The following is a 22670-nucleotide window of genomic DNA, read 5'->3' on the forward strand; positions in this document are numbered from 1 at the left end:
GAGGTGGTCTCGATGCGGTCGTCGCGAGCTCCTCCCTTACTCGACCAGCGGAAGGGGCGACTCTCGCGGCGGAGGATCTTTCTCCGCTGGTCGAGTAAGCCGACGAGCGCTAGCGAGGAGGCGCATCGAGACCGCCGCCTCAGGCGTTGGCGCCCACGGCATCGGCGAGAGCGATGACACCCTCGGCGGTCTTCACGTGCGCGATGTCGATGTGCTGCCCCTCGAAATCGACTGCGGCACTGCCCTTGGCCTCGGCCTCACGGAAGGCGTCGATCATCCGGCGGTAGCGGTCGACCAGCTCAGGTTCGGGGGTGAAGACCTCGTTGGAGATGGCGATGTGCGAGGGGTGGATGCACACCATGCCGCGGTAGCCGAGCTGCCGGTTGTCCAGGCAGAACTTCCGCATGCCGTCGAGGTCTTTGATGTCCTGCCAGACACCGGCGACCGGGTGGTGCAGGCCGGCGGCACGCGCGGCCAGGACGAGTCGGCTACGCAGGTACAGGGTTTCGAGACCGCCGGGGGTGAACTCGAAGCCGAGTTCGCGGCCGACGTCGGCGCTGGGGCCGGTGGCGCCGAGCAGGCTGGAGACGCGCGGGCTGGCGGCGGCGATCTCCTCGCAGTGCGCCATCGACACGGCGGTCTCGTAGCTGACGATCAGTCCGACGGTGCCCGGCTCGAGGCCGCGTACCTCTTCCAGATGGGTGACGACGGCGTCGATCCGGACGATCTCCTCGGCGTCGAAAACCTTGGGCAGGAACAGCCCTGCCAGTCCGGGGCGGACCACGGTCTCGAGGTCCTGGGCCTGGATGCCACTGCTCTTGCTGTTCGGACGCACCCACACGTCGGCGCGGATGCCGTCGTTGTGCAGGCGGTCGAGGGTAGCCGCCACGGTGACCCGGGCTTCGTCCTTGTCGGCGACGGGCACCGAGTCCTCGAGGTCGAGGATGACCGCGTCGGCACCCGATGCGATGCCCTTGTCGGCCCAGCTGGGCTTGTGGCCGGGGACGAACAACATGGAACGGTAGGGATTCACGATTTCTCCTTGACTTACTCGGAAGTTATTGAAGCGATTCAGGATTGCGAGCTGTCGTCGTCGAGCACACCCGACGCGACGAGCTGGTCGATGGTCTCCTCGGAGTACACCTCACGGGCGACGTCGCGGGTGTCGGCGCCGACCCGGGGTGCCCGCGGATTGCGTTCGGGCCGTTCGCCGTCGAACCGCCACGGCGGTCGCATCAGGGCAAGGCCGTCGGGCTGGATGTCGGCGAGCTCGAGCCACTTCACCTGCTCGCTCTCGATGTAGCCGCTGACGGTGAGGACCGGGGCGAACGGCACGTCGTGTTCGGTGAGGCGCTTTTCCCACTCGGCGTACGAGCGGGTGGCGAACTCGGCTTCGACGATCTTGACGAGCTCGAAATAGTTGGCCTCACGGGGCCGGTAGATGGCGAATCGCGGGTCTTCGGTCAGATCGGGGCGCTCCATCGCGGCGCACAGGGCGTGCCAGAACTTCTGCGACGACGACAGGTGCACGGCGATGAACTCACCGGTGGAGGTCTCCACGCAGAAGTTCTGCGCCTGCGGGTGCCGGCTCTGCCGGTCGGGGTCCTTGCCGAGTTCGAAGGCCTGGGTGATCGAGTCGGTGGTGAGCGTGCTGACCGCCTCCATGATGGAGGTCTGCACGTGCTGGCTCTCGCCGGTCTTCAGCCGGCCGACGAGCGCGGCGAGCACGCCGGTGGCGGTCGAGAGTCCGGTCACCAGGTCGGCGGACAGGCCGCCGGCGAGTTGCGGATGGCCGGCGTCGCCGAAGATCGAGTACAGGCCGCCGAAGGCGTGGCCGATGGTGTCGTAGGCGGGACGGTTGGCCAGTGGGCCGCCCTCGCCGAAGCCGGTGACCGAGCCGTAGACGACGTCGGAGCGCAGTGCCCGGCAGTCCTCCAGGCCGAGGCCGAGTGCGTCGGCCTTGCCGGGGCGCAGATTCTCCAGGACGACGTCGAAATGCGGGATCAGCGCCTTGACCAGCGCGACACCCTCGGGCTTCTTCAGGTCGACGGCGAGGCTGCGCTTGCCGGCGTTGTACTGCCGGAAGTACGGGCTCTGGTCGTTCTGCAGCCGCCGGAAGTCCTCGCCCACCTCGGGCTTCTCTATCTTGACGACCTCGGCTCCCAGCGAGCAGAGCATGGAGGTGCCGAACGGGAGCGCGATGTATCCACCGATCTCGAGGATGCGAATCCCGTCCAGTGGCTTGTGCTGCATGTTCAACTCCTGTGTCTGTATGACCTCGGTCACCAAAGAATATATTATCCATAATCGATTGGCAAGGGTGTTGCTCGAACATTTCGGTCGGCTCATCATCGCGCCGTGCGGGGCTGACGCCGATGCTGCCGGCAGCCGAGTCGGTCGGCGATCTATTTCTTGGTTAGTTCATCTAAAGTAGAAATAGTATGCGGAAGGAGGTGACGGTGGGCGTTTACGTCGAGCGTCTGTGGCGCGCTGAGGATGCAGGTGGCCTGAGCCGCAAGGACCGATCTCCGGGACGGTATCGCGCATACGTGCCAGACGAATTGGGCGACGCACTGCCGATCGTTGGCACTCAGGCACAGAGTGCGGCGGAGGACGCGCTGACCGTGCTCGCCCGTGCTGATGAACGGATCGGTTCACGCGGCGGCTACCTCAACCATTTGTTGGTTCGTTCCGAGTCGATCTCGTCGTCGTGGATCGAGGGAAACCGCGTCACGCCGAAGCGCCTGGCGATCGCCGAACTCCTGCACCAGGGGCCGCAGCAGGCGCTCGATGTCGTCGCGAACGTGCAGGCGACAGAAAAGGCGGTCGCGGAGTTGGCCGAGTCGGCGCGGACGATCACGACCGACGACATCGTGGATCTCCAACACATCATCGAGCCGCGACTCAACCGAGGACTCCGGCGGGAGCAGAACTGGGTCGGCGGGCCTGGCTGGTCACCGTTACGAGCGGCATTCGTACCGCCACCGGAGACCGAGGTGCTACGTCTGGTGGATGATCTGGCGCGCTTCGTCACGGACACACAAGGAAACCCCGTGGAGAGGGCAGCGATCGCCCACGCACAATTCGAAACGATCCATCCATTTGTCGACGGCAATGGCCGCACCGGGCGCGCGCTCATCCATACGATCCTCCACCGAGCCGACGCATTGCGAAACGTCCTCATCCCGATTAGCACCGTCTTCGCCGGCAACACGGACGCCTACATCGCCGGACTCACCGCATATCGCGCCGACCCGCCGGCGCTCGACGACTGGGTGATCGGATTCGCCCGTGCCGTCGAGAAGGCTGCGGGCACTGCGGTGCAACTCGCCGACGATATCGCTGAGCTCGACCGCGAGATCTATGACCAGCTGGTTGCGTACCGGCGGGGACGCGGCGTCAATCCGGCGACGCCACGACGCGATGCCGTCCTGCTGCGCATTCTCGACACACTCGCCTCTGATCCGATACTCACCGCCGAATCTGTCAGCGCGCGTTTGTCCGCATCACCTCAAGCCGCGCACCGTGCGCTCACCGAACTCGCGAATGCCGGGATACTCGGGCGCACAAAGGATCAGCGAGGCCGACTGATCTGCTGGACGGCGGACCGTCATCTTGCGCTCGTGGCCGTCACCGAACGCGGCAAGTGATGCGTCCGTCCCCACTATCGCCACATCCGCAATCGACTTATCCCATGGCCGACGCCAAGTACTCCACAGCCTCAGCCATTCCATACCGCCGAGCCAGGATCGCGAGGAGATCCTCAACCGACTGTGGCGGATCGCGGCGCCGCTTCTGCATCTGCCGCAGCGCATTCAGCGCCCGATCCGGAGAAACCGCGACGGTGTCGGCCGCGAACTGCGCCGGTCTGACAACCTGAATCGCGCTCGGCACCTTGTCCAGAGGGAAATCGGAGATATTGTCAGTAACGATTGCACCGGCACCTCCGAAAGCCGTGGCCGCCACAACATGTTCATCGTCACGGTCGGGCAACCCAAACGATCCCTCGAGGGCCTCCCACCCGGTGACGCATGCATCGTCGAACGCCAACTCCATCGCCGCTCGCAAACCAGCTGCGCGTGCGTCGGCCTCCGTGGACGTCAGCCCCCGGTCAACCAGTTTCTCCGCCTCGTGATACTCGAGCTCGTCGAGAATCACCTCAGACCACAGCGGCCGGTACAGTGTGTCTACGGCCAACGACAGCAAGAAGTCGCGCTGCGTACTCGGCCAGAGCACACAGGTATCAAGAACGGCAGCGAACACCGCCTGATTGTGTCAACCAACCTCGCCACGCCGACGAGCACCAACCGTTTTCCGGGCACGCTTCAGTGCCGCACGAACAGTCTCAGGCGAATCATCTGCATCGATGTCGACAGCCGTGTCGGCGATAGCCTCGTACTGCCGCTGACGTCGAGCCTCGCGATAGCTCAGCACATCGTCGAGCAACAGCTTGTGCCGATTCCCCACCCGGTCGGCCGGGAGGTCTCCGTTGGTGATCAGCCGCACCACGGTAGGGCGGCTGACGCCGAGCAGATCGGCCGCTTGCTGTGTGGTCAACACCATGCTCTGCGGCCGAATTGTGACTGCCTTACCGGCCCGCAACGCGCCGACTACTTGCACGAGCACCTCATGCACCGCAGGGGGCAACTCGATGCGCTCGTGTTCGTCGACGCCCACCAGCGCGTATCCGGGCCGGGCAATGCTTCCTGAGCGCTGTTCATGCGCCTTCAGGAAACTCAGGACCGGAGCAAGATCGTCAGGGTTTTCCTCGGGCACGACTGTGCGCGACTGCAAGTCGAACGCAGCCTCCGTAGTGCTCACGATGGCTCTCCTCCAGCAATGTATTCAAACGTTCCGATCTGACTTTCGAAACGTTCGAATAAGCATTGCACGAGTGCATCCATCTGTCGAATGAGCGCTTGCAATGACTCCGGGACCTCGAGTCGCAAAGGCGAAAATGTGACCCTTGAGTCTAGTCAGCCACCAACAACCCCACCAGATCCGCCGCCTTCACCGACGGATCGGTGTTCTTGATCGCCGCCAGCAGCGCCTCGGTCTGCTCCGCCCCGAGGTTGGTCGTCGTGAGATCACGGAACTTGGCGTCCGAATCCTCCTGCGACATCGGGTTGGGTGCCGATCCGACGGAGTCCTCGACAAAGATGTGCTCGGTGGAGCCGTCGGTGAAGGTCGCGGTGATGTCGGCGACCATCTTGGTCGGATACTTCTTGTCGAGCTCGGCATCCACGTGAATCCGCAAACGCTGTGCCAACTGGGCGATCTCGCCCTCGGGTCCGAGGTCCAGGGTGCCCGCCATGTACTGCCGGTGGGTCTCGTAGCCATTGCCCTTACCCAGCGTCGACAGCGCGAACTGGAACGGCAGGCTGTACTGCAGGTGCTCGATCTGTTGCGGCGCATAGGCATTGACGTTGCTGTTGCCGACGACGACATCGCCGCTCTCCCGGATGCCGAGGTCGACGTGATCGATGTCGGCGGCACGATCGGTGAGCTGACGCGCGCCGTCGATGAAGGCGTGGTTGAACGCACAGCAGCAGTATGGTTTGAACAGCGGATCGGCGATCTCGTACGGCCTCAACAGCGAAAAGTACTCGGTGTCTTCGTCGGAGAGGTCCTTCACGACAAAGGTCTGGAAGAATCCCTTGGCACCGGCCAGGAATCGGGCCGGCCCGGTGATGCCGGCCTCGGCCATCTCCGCGGCGCGGATGCCGTTGCGGGCACCGATGCCCGAGTGCACACGCTTGATCGAACCACCCGACGACGTGTACTCGGTGGTGCCGGCGCAGTGGCTGAACGCGATCGCGAGTGCGTTCAACGTGGTCGGCAGGTCGAAGCCACGCATCTTGGCCACCACCGCAGCGGTGCCGAACGGGGAGAGCACCGCGTGCGGATGGAAGCCGCGGCGCAGCAGATCCGGAGAGGCGAGTGTGCCGATGCGGGTGTAGACCTCGTAACCGGCGACGATGCCCTCGATCACCTCCCGCATGGTGGCGCCCATCTCTTCGCCGACGGCCAGCGCGGCCGAGATGACCGCGCTGCCAGGGTGACTCAGGCTGGCCGCGTGCGCGTCGTCGTACTCGAAGCTGTGGCCAAAGGTGGCGTTGACGAATGCGGCGTCGCCGGCGCTCATCGCCTCCCCGGAGAGCGCCACCCGGGCAGTACCCGGCGCGTGGGTGCGTCGAGTCAGGTCGGCGACGGCCTGACTCCACGGCAGCGTGGCGCAGCCGACCTGCAGGCCGAGCTGATCCTGCATGAGGCGACGGGTGCCCTCGAGCGCCTCGGGAGTGAGCTGGTCGTAGTCGAGGTCGACGACCAGCCGGGCGACGGCTTCTTCGATGGAGGTCATGAAAAGTGTTCTCCTACAAGACTAGGTGAGCTTCGCAAGCAGATCGGCCGGCAGTCCGTACGACTTGAGTTCGACGTAGGCGTCGAACCCCTCGAGTCCGGCTTCGCGGCCGATACCGCTGTTCTTGAAGCCACCGATCGGGGCATGGAAGCCGACGCCGCTGCCGTTCAATTCGACTGTGCCGGTGCGGATGTTGCGGGCAAACGCGAGGGCGTGTTCGGGGTCGGCGGTGAACACCGAACCGTTGAGCCCGTATTCGGAATTGTTGGCGATGTCGATCGCCTCGTTCTCGTCGCCGAAGGTGTGCACGGTCAGCACCGGACCGAACACCTCTTCCTGCGCGATCTTCGCGTTGGGGTCGACGTCGGCGAAGATCGTCGGCTCCACATAGAAGCCGCGGTCCAGGCCATCCGGACGTCCGCCACCGACAAGGAGTTTCAGCCCAGCGGCCTTGGCGTCGTTGACATAGCCCTCGACACGATCACGCTGCACCGCACTGGCGACCGGACCGATCTCGGTGGCCGGGTCGAACGGATCGCCCACCGGCATCGAACCGATCATGTCGACGAGGCGGTCGAGCAGTTCGTCTCGCCGTGAGGCGGCGACGACGATGCGGGTCTTGTTGCTGCACACCTGACCGGTGTTGCGCAGCGACAGCGCCCGGATCGACGGGATCGCCAGGTCGAGGTCGGCGTCGTCGAGCAGCACCGCCGCCGACTTGCCGCCCAACTCCAGGGTGAACCGTCGTAGATCCTTGCCGCAGATCGCGCCTATGCGGCGGCCGGCGGCGGTCGAACCGGTGAAGGAGACCTTGTCGACACCACGATGACGAACGAGATACTCGCTGACGTCACGGTCGGCGGGCACCACGTTGACGACGCCGTCGGGCAGACCGACCTCGGCGAGCAGGTCGGCGAGGAAGTACGCGTCCAGCGGTGTCTGCGGGGTCGGCTTGATGATCATGGTGCAGCCGGCGAGCAGCGCCGGCGCCAGCTTGATCATGGTGATCAGCAGCGGCGCGTTCCACGGCACGATGGCCGCGACCACCCCGACCGGTTCCCGCGTGACCAGCGCGTTGCCGGTGATCGACTGCCGGATGTCGCGCCATTGGTACTGCGGTGCGAGTTCGATGAAGCTGTCGAGCAGCATCCGCGGACCGATCGACTGCATCTTGGTCGACAGCGTGATGGGACAACCCATCTCGGCGCTGACCAGTTCGGCGGCGACGTCCTGTTTCTCCTCGAGCTTCGCGCTGAGCTTGCGCAGCACCGCGATTCGCTCGTCGAGCGCCATCCGCGGCCACGGCCCCTGGTCGAACGCCGCGCGTGCCGCGGCAACCGCCTTGTCCATGTCGGCGGTCGTGCCCTGCGGCACCCGCGCAATGACTTCCTCGGTCGACGGTGAGATCACCGCGAACGTCTCCGCGGATTCGGGATCGATCCACTTACCGCCGATGAACAACTTGTCGTAGTTGCCTTGCCACACCATCAGGTTCTCCTTGCCACACAGAATATTTCAGCGACGCGTTCCCTGGTCGCTATCGGGTCAGAACTCGATGACGGCCTTGCCGCGCGTCTGCTTGTCGAACTCCTTATAGGCCTCTTCGGCGTCCTCGATGTTCCAGCGGTCGGTGAACACGGCGTCGACGTCGATGTCGTGCGCGGCGACGAATCGGGCGCACTCCCCCATCCCCACATTGGAGAAGGTGTAGGAGCCGATGATCGAGATCTGCTTGATCACGATGTCGGGCGACACGTCGAGGTCGATGTTGCCGCCGAGGCCGACGAGCGCGATCCGGCCCCAGACACCGAGGGCGCGGGTGGCCGCGGCGCGGGCGACTGGTGCGCCAGATGTTTCGATGGCCACCGATGCCCCCTTGCCTCCGGTGATCTCGCGGATCGCCTCGATGGGGTCGGTGCTGCTGGAGTCGATGACGTGGTGCGCACCCAGTCCTTTGGCTGCGGCCACGCGGTCGGCGGCGATGTCGACGGCGATCACCTCGGCACCCATGGCCTTGGCGAACTGGATCGTCGACTGACCGATGGGACCAAGTCCGAAGACGGCGACGGTGTCACGGCCGGTCACGTCGGCGCGCTTGAGTGCGCCGAACGCGGTTCCGGTGCCACACGCGATGGCCGCACCCGCCGAGAAGGAGATGCCCTCCGGCATGTGGACCAGGGTGCGGGCCGGCACCACCATGTAGGTGGCGTGGCCGCCGTGCGCGGTGGCGCCGTAGATGGTGGCGCCCTGTTCACACATCTGCGTCCAGCCGGTGCGGCAGAGGTCGCAGTAGCCGCAGCCGTCGTAGTGGAAGACCATGACGCGGTCACCCGGTGTGAAGCTCTGCGGGTTGACATTCGAGCCGATCTCGGCGACCACACCGCACGGCTCGTGGCCGGCGATGATGGCCGGGTTCTCGTCCATGCCACGCGACGCGAAGTCCTTGAAGCCCAACGCCTTCAGTGCCGCGCCGGGTGGATCACGGTAAAACTTGAGATCGCTGCCGCACAGGCCGGAGGCCTTGATCTCGATGACCACATCGTCGGGTCCGGGTGTCGGGTCGGGGAAATCGGTGACCTCGAGTTCACGGTCGCCCTTGAAGACCACTCCGCGCATTGCTCTGCTCCTCCTCTAGTGCCCGCGCTCAGCGCGTGCCGCTGACCATGGTCGCGACGAGCGTGACCGGCTTCTCGGTGCGATTGCTCCAGATGTGCTTCACGCCGCGGGTGACGAAGGTGTCGCCCGGCTTCAGCAGCGTCTCGCCGGTCTCGGTGACCGCATACAGTTCACCCTCGATGATGGTGACCACGTCGACGGTGGCGGTCTCGTGCCACACCGCGGCCGTCTCTTCACCGGCGCCGCCGTGGGAGTCACCGCCATGGAAGGCGTCGAGCGACGCGGCGTAGGCCTCGGCGTCGAACTCGCTGTCCGGCGGGAACACCGCGATCCGGACGACAAGGCCGCCGCTCGGGGGGTCGAGGACGGGCTCGGTGCCGACGGTGGATTCGCTGTTGACCTTGGCCGGCAGGGTGTCGATCTGCCACAGCTCGTTCACGGTGAACCCGGGCTGGGCGGTACGGACGACGCTGTTCTCGTCGGAGACGATCGTCGACTTGCCGTCGGCGTCGAGACCGGATACGACGATGCGCGACTGGACGGTGAGGTGCTCTCCACTCATGACATTCCTGCTTTCTTTCACGATATTTCGGGTGATCGATGATCGGAGGTTTCGAGGGTCACGGATCGCGACCTGTGCTGTTCGCTGTGCCACGGGCTGATGTTCCCTATGACTGCCATCACAGTACTTAATATATTATGCGGAGTCAACGGATAGATCGAAATCGCCGTAACCTGCAGTTTCAGACAGGGAGTATTCGGACTGTGGACGCCGCGGACGGTGCGTCGAGCATGGGCTTCAGCGCGCCCGGCTGATTGTGATATTTCGCCCGATAGGCGTCAGCGACCCGGTCGTTGAGCTGGGTGTCGGTCACCTTCTCCAGGGTCGCATCGGATTCGATGTCACCGACCTGGACACGCGCGGTGCCAGCGGTCGCATGGCGATACCACGCGCCGTCAGCACCGTAGGCGGACCGGATGTAGAGGTCGTCGTCGACGCGGACCACCCAGATCGGAATCCATTTACGCAGCGAACCGTCCTGGCGGTAGCTGGTGATGTGCAGTTCTTCGCTATCGCCGATCCGGTCGAGTTGTCGTGTGTTCCAGGTCATACACCGAGGCTAACGGCGCCGTCCCCGGTTAGGGAGTTGCTGCGAGTAACCCTCAGTCGACCCAGGTGACGACTTGGTCCAAGGGCGCCCGCGAGGTGCGGTAGCTGTTGGCGGGGTGCGCTTCGTCGGCGTAGCCAAAGGAGATGCCCACCAACACTTTACGGTCGTCGGGGATCTGGAAGTACTCGCGGAAGAAGTCCGACCGGCCGGCCAGCGCGGCCTGCGGAATGGTCGCGATTCCCAGGCTCCGGGCGACGAGCAGGAAGGTGGCCACATAGAGGCCGGCATCGACGGCGCCGTAGGTGCCCTGCTCGGCATCGGTGGTGATGAGGGCGACATGCGGTGCACCGAAGAAGCGGAAGTTCTCGAAGGCCTGCCGCGCCGACGCCTCGCGGTCGCCGCGCGCGACGCCGACCGCCTCGTAGAGCTGCCAGCCGCTCTCGCGACGACGATCGCGGTACACGCCGGTGTACTGTGCGGGCGCCGGGAAGTCGAAGGTCTGCTCAGGGTGGGTGCGCACGTGCTCGCCAAGCGCGGTGCGGAGCCGTTCGGTGGCCTCACCCGAGGTCACAGTTACCTGCCAGGGTTGGGTGTTACACCAGGAGGCCGACCGCTGCGAGGTACTCAGCAGACGTTCGATAAGTTCACGCGGGACCTCGCGCGACTGGAATGCGCGGCAACTCCAGCGTTCGTCGAGGAGTTGACTGAGCACATCGGCGGCGGGCTCGACCGCGGACGACAGGGTGGTTTCATTGGTTGCGACCATTCCAAAATAATACATAGTGCATTATCATGCTGTCTAGGTTTTCACTGGAGAGGGTGACGATGACGGCACGCAACGAATCGATGATCGATCGCGTGATCGAGGTCCTCGAGGCCGTCAAAACCGCCGGCAGCCCCTTGACCGCTTCCGGCGTGGCGCGCAGCACCGGCATCCCGATGCCATCCACGCATCGCATCGTCAACGAGTTGGTGCGGACCGGAATCCTGGAGCGGGACAAGGATTTCACACTGCGCATCGGCATGCGGCTGTGGGAGATCGCGGCGCGGTCGACGCCGGTGCTGACCCTCCGCGACATCGCTCTGCCCTACCTCGAAGACCTCCTCGCCGTCGTCGACGAACCCACACTCCTCTCGGTTCTCGACCGCAACGACGTGGTCAACGTCGAGACACTCACGCCTCGGGGTCCCAGCGCCACCAACGTCACCCAGCCCGGCGTGCGCCTCCCGGCTTTGGTGTCGTCACCGGGGATTGTCCTGATCGCGTTCGCCCCGCCCGAGGTTCGCGAAGAAATCCTGGAGTCCGGCAAGATCACCCGATTCACCGCGCACACCGTGGTCGATCGGGCGGAGTTGCGGCGCATCGTCGACGACACCCGCCGGGTGGCTCATGCGATCATCCCCCGCTGGATGTACCCCGACTCCACCGGCATTGCCGTGCCGATCTTGCGTGAGGACGGCACCGCGCTGGCCGCGCTGTCGGTGACCAAGCCCTACGACGTGGGCGTGCCCACGGACCTGCTGCCCGCGCTGCACACCACCGCCCGTGGAATCGCGCGTGCCGTGCGGGCGGGCGCCCGGCATGCTGCCGATCCCGACGTCGCCTTGCTCAAACATCGCCTTCGCCACGCGACCGAGGTCACGTAGCGGCCGCTTCCTCGCGCTGTTCTCAACCCGCGAGCGCCCCTCCCGTTTCGCTGGTCGAGTAGCCCGCGAGCGCCAGCGAGCGAACGTATCGAGACCACACCCCCAACCGCTGGTCGAGTAGCCCGCGAGCGCCAGCGAGCGAACGTATCGAGACCACACCCCCAACCGCTGGTCGAGTAGCCCGCGAGCGCCAGCGAGCGAGCGTATCGAGACCGAGACCACAAGCCACACATGCGATCTCGATACACTTCGTCGCTATCGCTCCTCGTTACTCGATCAACGGGAAGGGTCTCTTCCCGATCAAAGGGGAGGATCCCTTCTCGCTGACCGAGAAATCGGGTACCGCGAGCGTGACAGGTACCACACCATGAAACACCATGACCGCGTTCGCGATTCACGACTCCGAAGACCCGATGGCCACGCTGTGTCGCATGGCGTTGGAGACGACCTACGACGATCTTCCGGACGAGGTGATCGCCCACGCCAAGCACAGCCTGCTCGACGGCATGGGCGTGATGATCGGCGGCTCCGGGATGGACGGCATTCCCGAGATCGTGGAACTCGTCAAGGAAAAGGGCGGCGTTGAGCAAACCCCGCTGCCGTTCTACGGCGGGCGGGTGCCGGCCGCCGAGGCGGCGCTCGCCATCGGGCCGATGCCGCGCGCCATGGACTGCGGCGACCTGCACGAGGAAGCCGGCCACATCAGCGAGTACATCGTCGCGAGCCTGCTGTCGGCGACCGGGCTCCGGGACACGGTCAGCGGCAAGGACTTTCTTGCCGCACTCGTCGTCGGTCAGGAGATCCTCATCCGCATCGGTACCGCCTACAAGGTCATCAGCACCGCGGTGAAGTCCAATGACTGTGGCGGGCACTATATCTTCGGCGCGGTGGCCGCGGTCGGCAAGCTGATCGGGCTGACCCAGGAGCAACTGGAGAACGCTCAGGGGATTGCCCGCACCATGACCCAGCCGCACACCATGGGCATCTACGCCCCGGCCACCCTGATGGTGCGAGTGCACCACGGTCTGGTCTGCCAGTCCGCCATCACCGCATGCCTTCTCGCACAAAAGGGGATCACCGGGCCCCGGCAGTCGGTCCTGCTGGGCCCCAACGGCTTCCTGCGTACCGCGCAGTGGGAGACGGACCCGGAGGCGTTGACGCGGGATCTCGGCGAGCGCTGGGAGATGACCCGGATCACCACCAAGGGCTACAGCGCCTGCTACTTCTCGCACTCGTCGATCGACGGCATCATCGAGCAGATGCACGACCACGACTTCGACGCCACCGACATCGAGAAGATCCACATCGAGGTGTCGACGTCGGGGTGGCGCGCGGTGTGCGAACCCGTCGACCGCAAGTGGGATCCGCACACGGTTCCGGAGTGCCAGTTCAGCCTGCCGTACGCGGTGGCCACCGCCGCCTTCGACAAGCACGTGTTCCTCGACTCCTACGACGAATCCGCGCGCTCACGCGACGACGTTCGGGAGCTGATGACTAGGATCACCGCGGAAGAGGTTCCTGCCGTGTCGGATTGGGGTGCACGCATGCACACCACCCTCCGTGACGGCCGGACCATCGACACCGAACACATCTACGTCAAGGGCCACCCCGACAATCCGTTCAGCGAGCAGGACTTCATCGACAAGTTCCGCATGTGCGTCCCGTACTCGGTGGTTCCGGTCAGCATCGAGGTTCAGGAATCGATCATCAAACACGTCCTCGAGCTCGAGCACAGCGGTGACGTCGTCGACGATCTCCTCTTGCCACTCGTTCCCTGATGCCATTGCGCCGCCGACCCTTCGATACCCACGCACCGACGAACTCCCCGCTTCGGCTCGCTGGTCGAGTAAGCCCGCGAGCGCCAGCGAGCGCGCGCATCGAGACCTCGTCGCGAGGGATCTCGATGCGCGCGGCTCCTTCGTCGCCACGCTTACTCGATCAGCGGGTTGAGGACGGACCCGCGTCGGTCGAGCAATACGCCTACTCGATCAGCGGGTTGAGAACGAACCCCCGTCGGCCGAGCAATACGCCTACTCGATCAGCGGGTTGAGACGAACCCCCGTCGGTCGAGCAACCCCCCGTCGGTCGAGTAAGTGAGCGAGCGCCAGCGAGTGAACGCATCGAGGCCACTGGCCGTGCAGAACACATCGTGGGCCAGTCACACCCCATGCCCGTGCTGTCGGAGATTAACTGTGTGCGCAGCGTTCTCCAACGCGGTGACGGTCACCGTGCCGAACACCCCTGTGCGGTCGAACATCCGCGCGGTACCCACGGCGATCCCGTCGCGTTCGACACGATCAGTGGCCTGCAGGCCCACCTCGAGGCCATTCGGTAGCCGGCCCATCGTGAGCGTGGCGTCGGCGTTGACGTACTCGAGGCCGTTGGTGCCGAGATTTGTCGTGGCGCTTGCCAGGTCGGCTGCGCACGCCGCCATCTGAAACGGCGTCGGGGCGACATCGTCGATCACCGGGATCGGGAACTGCCACAGCGCTTTGCGGTCCGCGTCGTATGGTGCGTCCCGCGGTGGCACCCACGGCCCGGAGCCGCTGCGATAGAGACGTTCGGCGCCGCCGGCCTGCACCCCCTGCGCCGCAGGCGGTTCGGGTATCACAGCAGGCGACCACACGACGCCGTCCGCGGTGGAACCCGCCGCCAGGCACAGTGCGCCGGCCCGTGCGACCGGACGGCCATCCTGACTCAGTGTGGCATCGAGCAGACACACCCGACGTCCACGCCGCACGATCTCGACATCGACATCGACAAGACTCGGTAGCATTCGGGCCACCCGGAACAGGTCCAAAGTCCAACGGACGGGACGCAAGTCATCGTCACCGAGGTCCAGCAGGGTCTCTTCGACGGCCAACGCCAGCGCACCGCTGGTGGCGATACCCCGCATGTGACCCGATCCCCAACCACTCGCCGCGAGTGGCTGGGGAACCAGGACCTCGTGCCCATCGTCTACCGTCCGATGGAAGAGCGCCGGACCCGTCACGAAGAAATCCCCTCTGCACCAACCGGTCAGCCGCGAGCTGCGACGACCTCCTGCAGGATAACCGCTGCGCTCACCGCGCTCGGCCAGCCCGCGTAGAACGCCAGATGCGTGATGATCTCACTGAGCTCCTCCCGCGAAACACCGTTGTCGAGTGCGCGATTCAGATGCGACCGCAGTTGATCCGGCCGATACTGCGTGATCAACGCGGCGACGGTGATCAGACTGCGGTCCCGCGGCGGCAGTCCCTCGCGCGCCCAGACGTCTCCGAACAGGACCTGGTCGGTGAGATCGGCCAGTTTCGGCGTGATCTCACCGACGAGTCGCTGTGCCGCCGAGGGCTCGCTCACTTCGCCGCCAGATGCTCGTCGAGGAACGGCTTGATCTCGCTCACCGCGCGATCCACATACTTTTCGACGTCGTAGAAGTCCATGTGGGTGCCGCCGTCGACCACGACCAGCTTCTTGGTGCTGTTGAGCTTCGCGTGCAATTCGGTTGAGTGCCAGAGTGATCCGGCTTCACTGCCGGCGACCATGATCACCGGCTTGGTGAACAGTTCCTCGACGAGGTTGAACGCGTCGAAGCCCATGATGCGGGGGATGCTCGCCGACAGCAGATACTTGTTCTGCGCGTTGGGGTGCTGGGCACGCGAGGTCAGGTAGTACTCGGAGGCCTGCGCGAGATCGTAGGGGGTGTCGCCGTCGGGTTCGGCCGGCACATACGGTGCGGTCACGACGTCGCCGCCTTCGGCTTCGGCGGTGCGCTGCTGTGCCACCTGGTCGAGCATCGGCACGGCAGCCGAATCGTGGTCGAGGCCGTACCAGCCCTGCCGCCAGGCGGTGCCGATGTTCAGCGCGCTGACGGTGGCCACCGCGTTGACGCGATGATCGGTCATCGCTGCGTTGACGGCATACCCGCCGCCGGCGCAGATGCCGACCACGCCGATCCGGTCGGAGTCGACGTAGTCCAGTGACTGCAGGTAGTCGACCGCGGCGCGCACATCTTCGACGCGGGCGTACGGATCTTCGAGGTGATGGGGTTCGCCTCCGCTCTCACCCTGGAACGAGGCGTCGAAGGCGAGGGTCACGAAGCCCTCGTCGGCGAACTTGCCCGCATAGAGGCCGGCGGTCTGCTCCTTGACGCCGCCGCCGGGATGAACTGTCACGAGTGCTGCGTACTTCTTCGACGGATCGAAGTCCGCCGGGGTGAAGAGATTGCCCGCCATGCTGATCGGCCCGTTGGGAAAGGTGACTGCGTCCACTGTGTCGCTCCCTGTGTGGTGCTTCGAGCCGTCCGGCTCGCTGACGAAATCCAGCCTGCCGCGTCTGCGCGCAGCGTGGGAGGGTGCGTTTATAGGGGGGACCAGCAGCCCCTCCCCATCGCGCGCAGATGTTTCTACGGTGATGTCATGGACATCGCCAAGGACATCCGCGACTTTCTCATGGCCCGGCGGGCCGAGATCACGCCGGACCAGGTGGGGTTGCCGGCGGGCGGTCGTCGAAGGGTGACCGGTCTGCGGCGTGAAGAGGTGGCACAGCTCGCCGGTGTCAGCACCGAGTACTACACCCAGATCGAGCGCGGCGGCGTCGTCGGGGTGTCCGACGACGTGCTCAGAGCAATCGTGTCCGCCCTGCGACTCTCCGACGAGGAGACCTCGCATCTGTTCGATCTGGTCCGCGCGGCCACCGCGAAACGGACGGCGCGCAAACCCGCCCGACGGCCGGGGAAAAAGGTGCCGCAAGGAGTGCAGGCGCTGATGGACTCCATGGTCAACGCTCCGGCCATCGTCATCAACGGCCATCTCGACATCGTCGGCGCCAACGCGCTCGGGCGAGCCGTCTACCAGCCGGTTTTCGATCATGCCGGTTCGGCGGCGCCCAACATCGCCCGTTTCACCTTCCTGACCCGGGATTCCGACGAGACATTCCCGAATTGGAACCGAGCCGCCGACGATGCAGTTGCGCTCCTCCGGGTGGAGGCAGCACGGTCCCCGAACTCGCCGGCCGTCACCGGGTTGATCGGGGAATTGGCAACTCGCAGTCACGAATTCCGCGTTCGATGGGCTGCTCACCGGGTCACCGCGCACCGCCGCGGCACCAAGATGTTCCACCACCGCGACGTGGGTGAACTGACGCTGCAATACGAGGTTCTCGAGCTCGCGAGCTCGGAAGGTCTGGCCATGATCGGCTTCACCGCCGAGCCGGGCTCGACCACCGAGCAAGCACTGCGACTCCTGTCCAGCCTGGTTGCCGAGGTTCCCGCGGCAGTCGACAGCCCGGCGGCGAGAGCGCAGGCCGAGGGCAGTTGACGCAACTCGCAAACGAGGGACCATGGCGGAATCGCAGGTGAATTTGACGAGGGCAGTCGATGTCCTCGCCGAGGCAATCGGATGCCCGGTGGTCGTCGAAGACCGCGAGTTCCGCGTGCTCGCATATTCAGCAGTGGCCGGCCAACCGAGCGACCCTGTCCGCGACGCGGCCATCTTACGTCGAAAGAGCCCCGACGCTTGGCTCGCGTGGATTGACGGCAACGAGGACAGGGACCTGAGTTCTGGTGAGCTGCATGTCGTGCGCGATGCCTTTCCCGGACTGCGTCCACGTCAGATCAAGGCAGTCCGATCCGACGAGGATGTAGTGGGCTACATCTGGCTTCTGGAGGGTGACAAGGGATTTCCGGATCACCTCGTCGAGGAAGTCGCCGTGTTCGAACGCTATTCCGGGCCGGAGATCGCTCGGATGTCGGGTGCCGGACAACAGGATGCCGAGGCCCAGTTCGTCAGGCATTTCGTCAACGGGACACTTCTCCCGGCCGACGTGCCCGCGATGCTGGGCGTCGATCGATCCTGGCAGATGATTGCCAGCTGCTACACCACGGTGCGTTCGGGCTACCGCGACAACTCGGAGTTGGTCCGCATCGCGTCGGTCAGCCGACAGCAGTATCCCGACGGTCGCGGTCACGTGGTGAGGCACGGGGTAATCGATCGGTCGCTGTGCAGGCTCGACTTCTTCCACGACCTCGATGAGCACCGGCATATGGCGTCGATGCAACGAGCAGCCCGAGCGGTTCATCGAGTTGCAGACAGTCCGCTGTACCTCGGTATCGGGTCACCACGGCCGCTCGATGACGTGGCCACCGCGTGGGAGGAGGCCCGGCTCACAGCTAGATTTCTACAATTCCAAGGAGTTGACGGCCGACTGGCTCAGTTTGATGCGGTCCATCCCCGCGTGGCCCTTCGTGCGGTATCCGGCTTCATGGAGGAGAGCCCCGGGCTGTTCGCGCGAATCACCGCATCGCTGACCGAAGACCCATCAGCGACCTCACTTGACCTGGAGCGCAGTCTGGTTCAGTACCTCGACTCGGACGGGTCCGTCGCTCGGGCCGCAGCCGCCCTGCACCTACATCCCAACTCGATGCGTTACCGACTCGAGCGGATACGGAAGCTACTGCCGTGGAACATCGACGATCCACTGAACAGGCTGATACTGCGACTGGCGACTCTCAAGCCAGAGGAGTGGCCCGCCATCGGGACACCAATTGATCTGCGCGACAATTGATCCGGAGTCTCAGTACCACACATCGAGCAATACAGCAACGTGTCGATCGTAGATATTATGCACAATTGACGTGAGCTGACTCACTCCCGTGCCTCGCGTTCCAGCAACATACTTGGGTCCGGAACACGCAGGCGAGCGCTGTGCTCCTGCCCCGACGAGATGGAGTCCCTGAATGGACATCGACCCACGACGGAACACGTCAATGGGACCTGTGACCGAATACTTCGAGATCGATTCGAAGCGAGTCGGCACCACCTTCGCGGTCTGGGTAACCCTGCCGATTGCGTATCACATGATGCCCGTCGACTTCCCGATCGTCTACGTCACCGACGGAAACACCAACCTTCCGGTGACCGCACCCCTCTCGTTCTCGATGATGGGCGATGAGGCACGGCCCGCCGATCAGTTCCTGCAGGTCACTGTCGGCTACACCGGCCTCGAAGCGCAGAGAATGGCAATAACCCGTAACCGGGATCTGGTGCCACCGGGAGAACCGTACCCGCCGGCCCTCGAAGGAAATGTGGCCCCGATGTACGAGTCGGGAATGTTCTCCGCCGAGGATCGCGACGAATTCCTCGAATCGAGCAAACATGGGCGTGCCGACAATTTTCTGGCATTTCTCACCGAAGAACTCCATCCGGAAATCCTGGGCAGATACCGAGCAACCTCCGAGGGAGCAGGTTTGTTCGGAACGTCATACGGCGGACTTTTCACCCTCTACGCACTCATCGCCGGAAACAGCCTCTTCCAGAAGTACGGCGCCGGCAGCCCCGGGATTCTGTCCGACAACAGTGTGATCTTTACGGGGTACAGCGATCTCGTCGCCCGAGCCGAAGCGGAGCGTCGCAACCTCGAACTGCACATCACATTCAACGATCACGAAGCGCTCGGATCCAACAAGGTTTATCGAGCAGTGAGTAGAAATGCGCTGAGGTTCTTCGATACCCACTATGAAACGCCGGTCCCGGGGCTGACACTGACCGGCGCCATCATCCTCGGCGAAAACCATTTCAGTGGAATTGTCGACTCATACCGAAGCTTCATCCGTCATTGCTACACCGCATCTCGGTAGGAGACAGATCATGGGCAAGCTCGACGGAAAAGTTGTGTTCATCACCGGTGCCGCGCGCGGCCAGGGCCGTTCGCACGCCGTCCGTTTCGCGCAGGAGGGCGCCGACATCATCGGCCTGGATGTCTGCGACCAGATCGACACCGTGCCGTACCCGATGGCCTCCAAAGAGGATCTCGCCGAGACCGAGAGGCTGGTGACCGCCACGGGCCGGCGAATGATCGCACGGCAGGCGGACGTCCGCGCGCCAGACCAGATCAGGGAGGTCCTGGCCGAAGGTGTCGCCGAGTTCAACCGACTCGACTGCGTATCGGCCAATGCGGGGATCTTTCAATTCGGCGAGCCCGGACGCGCTTCGCATGCTTTCAGTGACGCCGTCGCCGTCATGCTCACCGGGGTCTACCACACACTCGATGCCGCCATCGGCCTGATGGTCGAGGCCGGGAACGGTGGATCCATTGCCATCACCAGCTCGAATGCCGGTCTCCGCGGACCGAACATGGCTCTATCGGATCTGACGGCCGGGTTCCTCGGATACACCGCCGCCAAACACGGAGTCGTCGGTCTGATGCGCATGTACGCGAACTCGCTGGCCCAGCACCACATCCGGGTCAACACTGTGCATCCCACCGGCGTGCGGACACCGATGATCGAGAATGATGCGTTCGACGCTTGGGTGGGCAGCGTGCAGTGGCAGGGCAACGCGATGGGCAACGCCATGCCCGTCGACGCGATCGAAGCGATGGACATCTCCCACGCGCTCCTCTGGCTCTTCTCCGACGAGGCGCGTTATGTCACTGGCGTGACGCTTCCCGTCGACGCCGGGTCGACGAACTACACATAGCCCTCCGGCATCACGGATCACCTGATCATCGTCACGAAAGCGAGTCGCATTCATGGGTTTTCTCGACGGCAAGGTCATATTCATCACGGGCGCGGGGCGCGGACAGGGCCGCGCGCATGCCGTGACCGCGGCCAGCCAGGGCGCGGACGTCGTGATCTCCGACATCTGCGCACCCATTGAGGGTCTGAACTATCCGCTGTCCAACGCGAAGGACCTCACAAAAACACAACGGCTGGTCGAATATCATGGCCGTCGCGCGATCAGTGTCGTGGCCGACGTCCGCGATCAGAAGGCCCTCGACGCCGCAGTAGCTCGCGGACTCGACGAGTTCGGCAGGCTCGACGGAGTGATCGCCAACGCGGCAGTGTGGGACCTGGGGCCGACCGCATGGGAAACCACCGAGCAGATGTGGCACATCGTCAACGACGTCGCCCTCGGCGGAACTTTCCGCACCATCAAGGCGACTGCGCCACACTTGATTCGACAGCGAAGCGGCAGCATCGTTGTCGTCGCCTCCGTCGGTTCGGTCGAGCCGACCGCCGGCTACACCGCGTATATCGCCGCAAAGCACGGTGTGCTGGGACTGATGAAGAATACGGCCCTGGAGATCGCGCCCCACAACATTCGCTGTAATGCTGTGCTGCCGGGCGGGGTCGACACCAAGATCTGGGACAATCCGATGGGGTACGCGTTGTTCTCCCAGCCTGGAACCGAAGGCAACAGGCAGGCGGGAGTCGACGGCATGTACGGGGCGACGGCACTCGCCGGGCGGACCGCACTTCCGCCCAATGCCAGCAGCAACGCCGCAGTGTGGCTGCTGTCCGACTTCGCCGAACACGTCACGGGAGTCAGCCTGCCCGTCGATGCCGGGCATCTGCTACTACCGGGAATCAATTGGGCACCGCAGATGACGGGTCCCGAAGCCGATCGCTACCGTCCTCCGACAGATTCTCCTGACGACCTATAAGGCTCGGAACCACGACAGGCACGGTCGGTTTCTCACTCATCGAGAGATCCCCCTCTGCGACTTGTTTCACATTATGCACAATGTATCGTGTGATGTAGCTCGCAGCCAGCGAGGTAACGCGATCAACCGCACACCCGCCCCGCTCCCCGGAGGATGTCGTGACCACAACACCCACCCGCACCCGATCCCGCAGCGGCCTCGCCGTCGCGGTCCTGTGCTTCCTGACGATCGTCGCCGACGGCTATGACATGGTCGTCTACGGCGCCGCTCTGCCCAAGATCCTCGAAGAGCCCGGTTGGAACCTCAGCCACGGCACCGCAGGCCTCATCGGCACCTGGACCCTCGGTGGTCTGATGGTCGGCTTCCTGACGGCCGGCCCGCTGACCGACCGCATCGGCCGACGGAAGCTGATGCTCATCGGCGTCGCCTGGATTTCTGTCGGTTCACTGTTGTCCGCGGTCGCAATGAACGTCGAGATGTTCGGGGTCGCGCGGTTCCTCACGGGTGTCGGCATCGGCAGCGTCGTCCCGTCAGCAGTGGCACTGACCTTGGAGTACGCACCGCAACGGCGGCGCCAGCTCTACAACGCCACCATGCTGACCGGGTTCTCCGTCGGCGGCATCCTGGCCGCCCTGTGCGCGATGTGGGTGCTGCCGCATCATGATTGGCGCGTGCTGTTCGGTATCGGCGTCGCCTTCGTGATCCTGATCCCGATCATGTACTTCCGCCTTCCCGAATCGGCCGGTTATCTGGCCACCCGAGGACGCGACACCGAGGGACGTGCGCTCGCTGCCGACTACGGACTCGACTACGACACCGTCGTGGCAACCGTCCGCGCCCAGGCCGATTCCGCGGCCAGCGCGCCCGGTATGCGTCATCTCTTCCAGCGACCGCTGGTGGCCCGCCTCATCATCTTCATCTTGATCAGCGTCTGCGTGAACGTCGTCGTCTACGGCCTCAACACCTGGGCCCCGGCGCTGATGCGCGAACAGGGTTACGCGCTGGGCTCAGCGCTGACCTTCATGCTGGTGCTGCAGGCCGGCGGCGTGATCGGCGCGATCGGCGGCTCCTACTTCGCCGACCGGGTCGGCTGCGCCCGAGTGGTCACCGTCCTCTTCCTCGTCGGCGTGGTGTCGCTGCTGGTGCTGAGCAACAAACTCGACACCATCTGGGTCATGCTCGCCATCCTGGGCGCCGGCATCGGTGGCACCGGAACCAACTGTGTCCTCTACGGCTTCGTCGCCGACAACTTCCCGACGGCCAACCGCGGCTCCGCCCTGGGTGTGGTGATGGGTCTCGGCCGCATCGGCGCCATGCTCGGACCGGCGATGGCCGGCTTCATCCTCGATGCCGGCCTCGGCGCCAAGATGAGCTTCTACGCTTTCGCCATCCCCGCGATCATCGGCGCGCTGCTGGTGACCGCCGTGTCGTTCCAGGGCCGACGCCGGGCCCCGCTCGACCAGCGTCAATTGGTCGCTGCCTGATCACCGGCCGCTCCTGAGACACGAATC

At 64.7% G+C, this 22670-nt stretch carries 22 protein-coding genes; 9 read left to right on the plus strand and 13 right to left on the minus strand.

Going from position 1 to position 22670, the window contains the following annotated elements; all coding sequences use genetic code 11:
• Positions 1-139: 139 nt before the first annotated feature.
• Entirely contained in the window at positions 140-1033 is an 894-nt protein-coding gene (locus ACWDTI_RS12510) for an HpcH/HpaI aldolase/citrate lyase family protein (RefSeq protein WP_449738410.1), read from the minus strand.
• 38 nt (positions 1034-1071) lie between these two features.
• A complete protein-coding gene (locus ACWDTI_RS12515) occupies positions 1072-2286 on the minus strand; it encodes a CaiB/BaiF CoA transferase family protein (RefSeq protein ID WP_449738411.1) in 1215 nt (404 codons plus the stop codon).
• 173 nt (positions 2287-2459) lie between these two features.
• Between ACWDTI_RS12515 and ACWDTI_RS12520 the strand changes: the two genes are divergently transcribed.
• Entirely contained in the window at positions 2460-3650 is a 1191-nt protein-coding gene (locus ACWDTI_RS12520; RefSeq protein ID WP_449738412.1) for a Fic family protein, read from the plus strand.
• 37 nt (positions 3651-3687) lie between these two features.
• On the opposite strand, the gene ACWDTI_RS12525 is transcribed toward ACWDTI_RS12520, so the two are convergent.
• The 8 genes from ACWDTI_RS12525 to ACWDTI_RS12560 form a co-directional block, all read right to left on the minus strand.
• Positions 3688-4263, minus strand: coding sequence for a PIN domain-containing protein (locus ACWDTI_RS12525; RefSeq protein ID WP_449738413.1), 576 nt, complete (start codon positions 4261-4263; stop codon positions 3688-3690).
• 12 nt (positions 4264-4275) lie between these two features.
• Positions 4276-4821, minus strand: a complete 546-nt coding sequence (locus ACWDTI_RS12530; protein WP_449738414.1) for a helix-turn-helix domain-containing protein — start codon at positions 4819-4821, stop codon at positions 4276-4278.
• A 151-nt stretch (positions 4822-4972) separates the two neighbouring features.
• Complete coding sequence (locus ACWDTI_RS12535; RefSeq protein WP_449738415.1) at positions 4973-6361, minus strand: MmgE/PrpD family protein; 1389 nt, start codon at positions 6359-6361, stop codon at positions 4973-4975.
• A gap of 21 nt (positions 6362-6382) precedes the next feature.
• A complete protein-coding gene (locus tag ACWDTI_RS12540; RefSeq protein WP_449738416.1) occupies positions 6383-7849 on the minus strand; it encodes an aldehyde dehydrogenase in 1467 nt (488 codons plus the stop codon).
• 57 nt (positions 7850-7906) lie between these two features.
• The gene (locus tag ACWDTI_RS12545) at positions 7907-8977 is read right to left on the minus strand and encodes a zinc-dependent alcohol dehydrogenase family protein (RefSeq protein WP_449738417.1); all 1071 of its coding nucleotides are present in this window, start codon (positions 8975-8977) and stop codon (positions 7907-7909) included.
• A gap of 28 nt (positions 8978-9005) precedes the next feature.
• Entirely contained in the window at positions 9006-9539 is a 534-nt protein-coding gene (locus ACWDTI_RS12550; RefSeq protein WP_449738418.1) for a cupin domain-containing protein, read from the minus strand.
• Between the two features lie 181 nt (positions 9540-9720).
• Complete coding sequence (locus ACWDTI_RS12555; RefSeq protein ID WP_449738419.1) at positions 9721-10089, minus strand: DUF2255 family protein; 369 nt, start codon at positions 10087-10089, stop codon at positions 9721-9723.
• A 52-nt stretch (positions 10090-10141) separates the two neighbouring features.
• On the minus strand, positions 10142-10855 hold the full coding sequence (locus ACWDTI_RS12560; RefSeq protein ID WP_449738420.1) for a nitroreductase: 714 nt from the start codon (positions 10853-10855) through the stop codon (positions 10142-10144).
• 59 nt (positions 10856-10914) lie between these two features.
• Here ACWDTI_RS12560 and ACWDTI_RS12565 point away from each other — a divergent pair, with 59 nt between their 5' ends.
• The gene (locus tag ACWDTI_RS12565; protein WP_449738421.1) at positions 10915-11736 is read left to right on the plus strand and encodes an IclR family transcriptional regulator; all 822 of its coding nucleotides are present in this window, start codon (positions 10915-10917) and stop codon (positions 11734-11736) included.
• Positions 11737-12113: 377 nt separating this feature from the next.
• Positions 12114-13514, plus strand: a complete 1401-nt coding sequence (locus ACWDTI_RS12570; RefSeq protein WP_449738422.1) for an MmgE/PrpD family protein — start codon at positions 12114-12116, stop codon at positions 13512-13514.
• A 380-nt stretch (positions 13515-13894) separates the two neighbouring features.
• Here ACWDTI_RS12570 and ACWDTI_RS12575 read toward each other — a convergent pair whose 3' ends face one another.
• Genes ACWDTI_RS12575 through ACWDTI_RS12585 form a run of 3 tightly spaced genes read right to left on the minus strand, consistent with a single transcriptional unit; the run spans position 13895 to position 15986 of the window.
• Entirely contained in the window at positions 13895-14728 is an 834-nt protein-coding gene (locus ACWDTI_RS12575; RefSeq protein ID WP_449738423.1) for an acyl-CoA thioesterase domain-containing protein, read from the minus strand.
• Between the two features lie 26 nt (positions 14729-14754).
• Complete coding sequence (locus ACWDTI_RS12580; protein WP_449738424.1) at positions 14755-15075, minus strand: carboxymuconolactone decarboxylase family protein; 321 nt, start codon at positions 15073-15075, stop codon at positions 14755-14757.
• The gene (locus tag ACWDTI_RS12585; RefSeq protein ID WP_449738425.1) at positions 15072-15986 is read right to left on the minus strand and encodes an alpha/beta hydrolase; all 915 of its coding nucleotides are present in this window, start codon (positions 15984-15986) and stop codon (positions 15072-15074) included. Before ACWDTI_RS12585 ends, ACWDTI_RS12580 begins: the two co-directional genes overlap by 4 nt.
• Positions 15987-16133: 147 nt before the next feature.
• Between ACWDTI_RS12585 and ACWDTI_RS12590 the strand changes: the two genes are divergently transcribed.
• The 6 genes from ACWDTI_RS12590 (at position 16134) to ACWDTI_RS12615 (ending at position 22643) form a co-directional block, all read left to right on the plus strand.
• Positions 16134-17033 (plus strand): helix-turn-helix transcriptional regulator, encoded by a 900-nt coding sequence (locus tag ACWDTI_RS12590; RefSeq protein WP_449738426.1) that lies wholly within the window; start codon positions 16134-16136, stop codon positions 17031-17033.
• Positions 17034-17055: 22 nt separating this feature from the next.
• Complete coding sequence (locus tag ACWDTI_RS12595) at positions 17056-18279, plus strand: PucR family transcriptional regulator (RefSeq protein ID WP_449738427.1); 1224 nt, start codon at positions 17056-17058, stop codon at positions 18277-18279.
• A gap of 172 nt (positions 18280-18451) precedes the next feature.
• Positions 18452-19351: an alpha/beta hydrolase gene (locus ACWDTI_RS12600; protein ID WP_449738428.1), complete on the plus strand. Its 900-nt coding sequence runs from the start codon at positions 18452-18454 to the stop codon at positions 19349-19351.
• Between the two features lie 10 nt (positions 19352-19361).
• Positions 19362-20192, plus strand: a complete 831-nt coding sequence (locus ACWDTI_RS12605; RefSeq protein WP_449738429.1) for a mycofactocin-coupled SDR family oxidoreductase — start codon at positions 19362-19364, stop codon at positions 20190-20192.
• A 52-nt stretch (positions 20193-20244) separates the two neighbouring features.
• Positions 20245-21159 (plus strand): mycofactocin-coupled SDR family oxidoreductase, encoded by a 915-nt coding sequence (locus tag ACWDTI_RS12610; protein WP_449738430.1) that lies wholly within the window; start codon positions 20245-20247, stop codon positions 21157-21159.
• A 158-nt stretch (positions 21160-21317) separates the two neighbouring features.
• Positions 21318-22643 (plus strand): MFS transporter, encoded by a 1326-nt coding sequence (locus ACWDTI_RS12615; protein WP_449738431.1) that lies wholly within the window; start codon positions 21318-21320, stop codon positions 22641-22643.
• The last annotated feature ends 27 nt before the right edge of the window (positions 22644-22670 follow it).

This window comes from Gordonia sp. NPDC003424 (genome assembly GCF_053588655.1).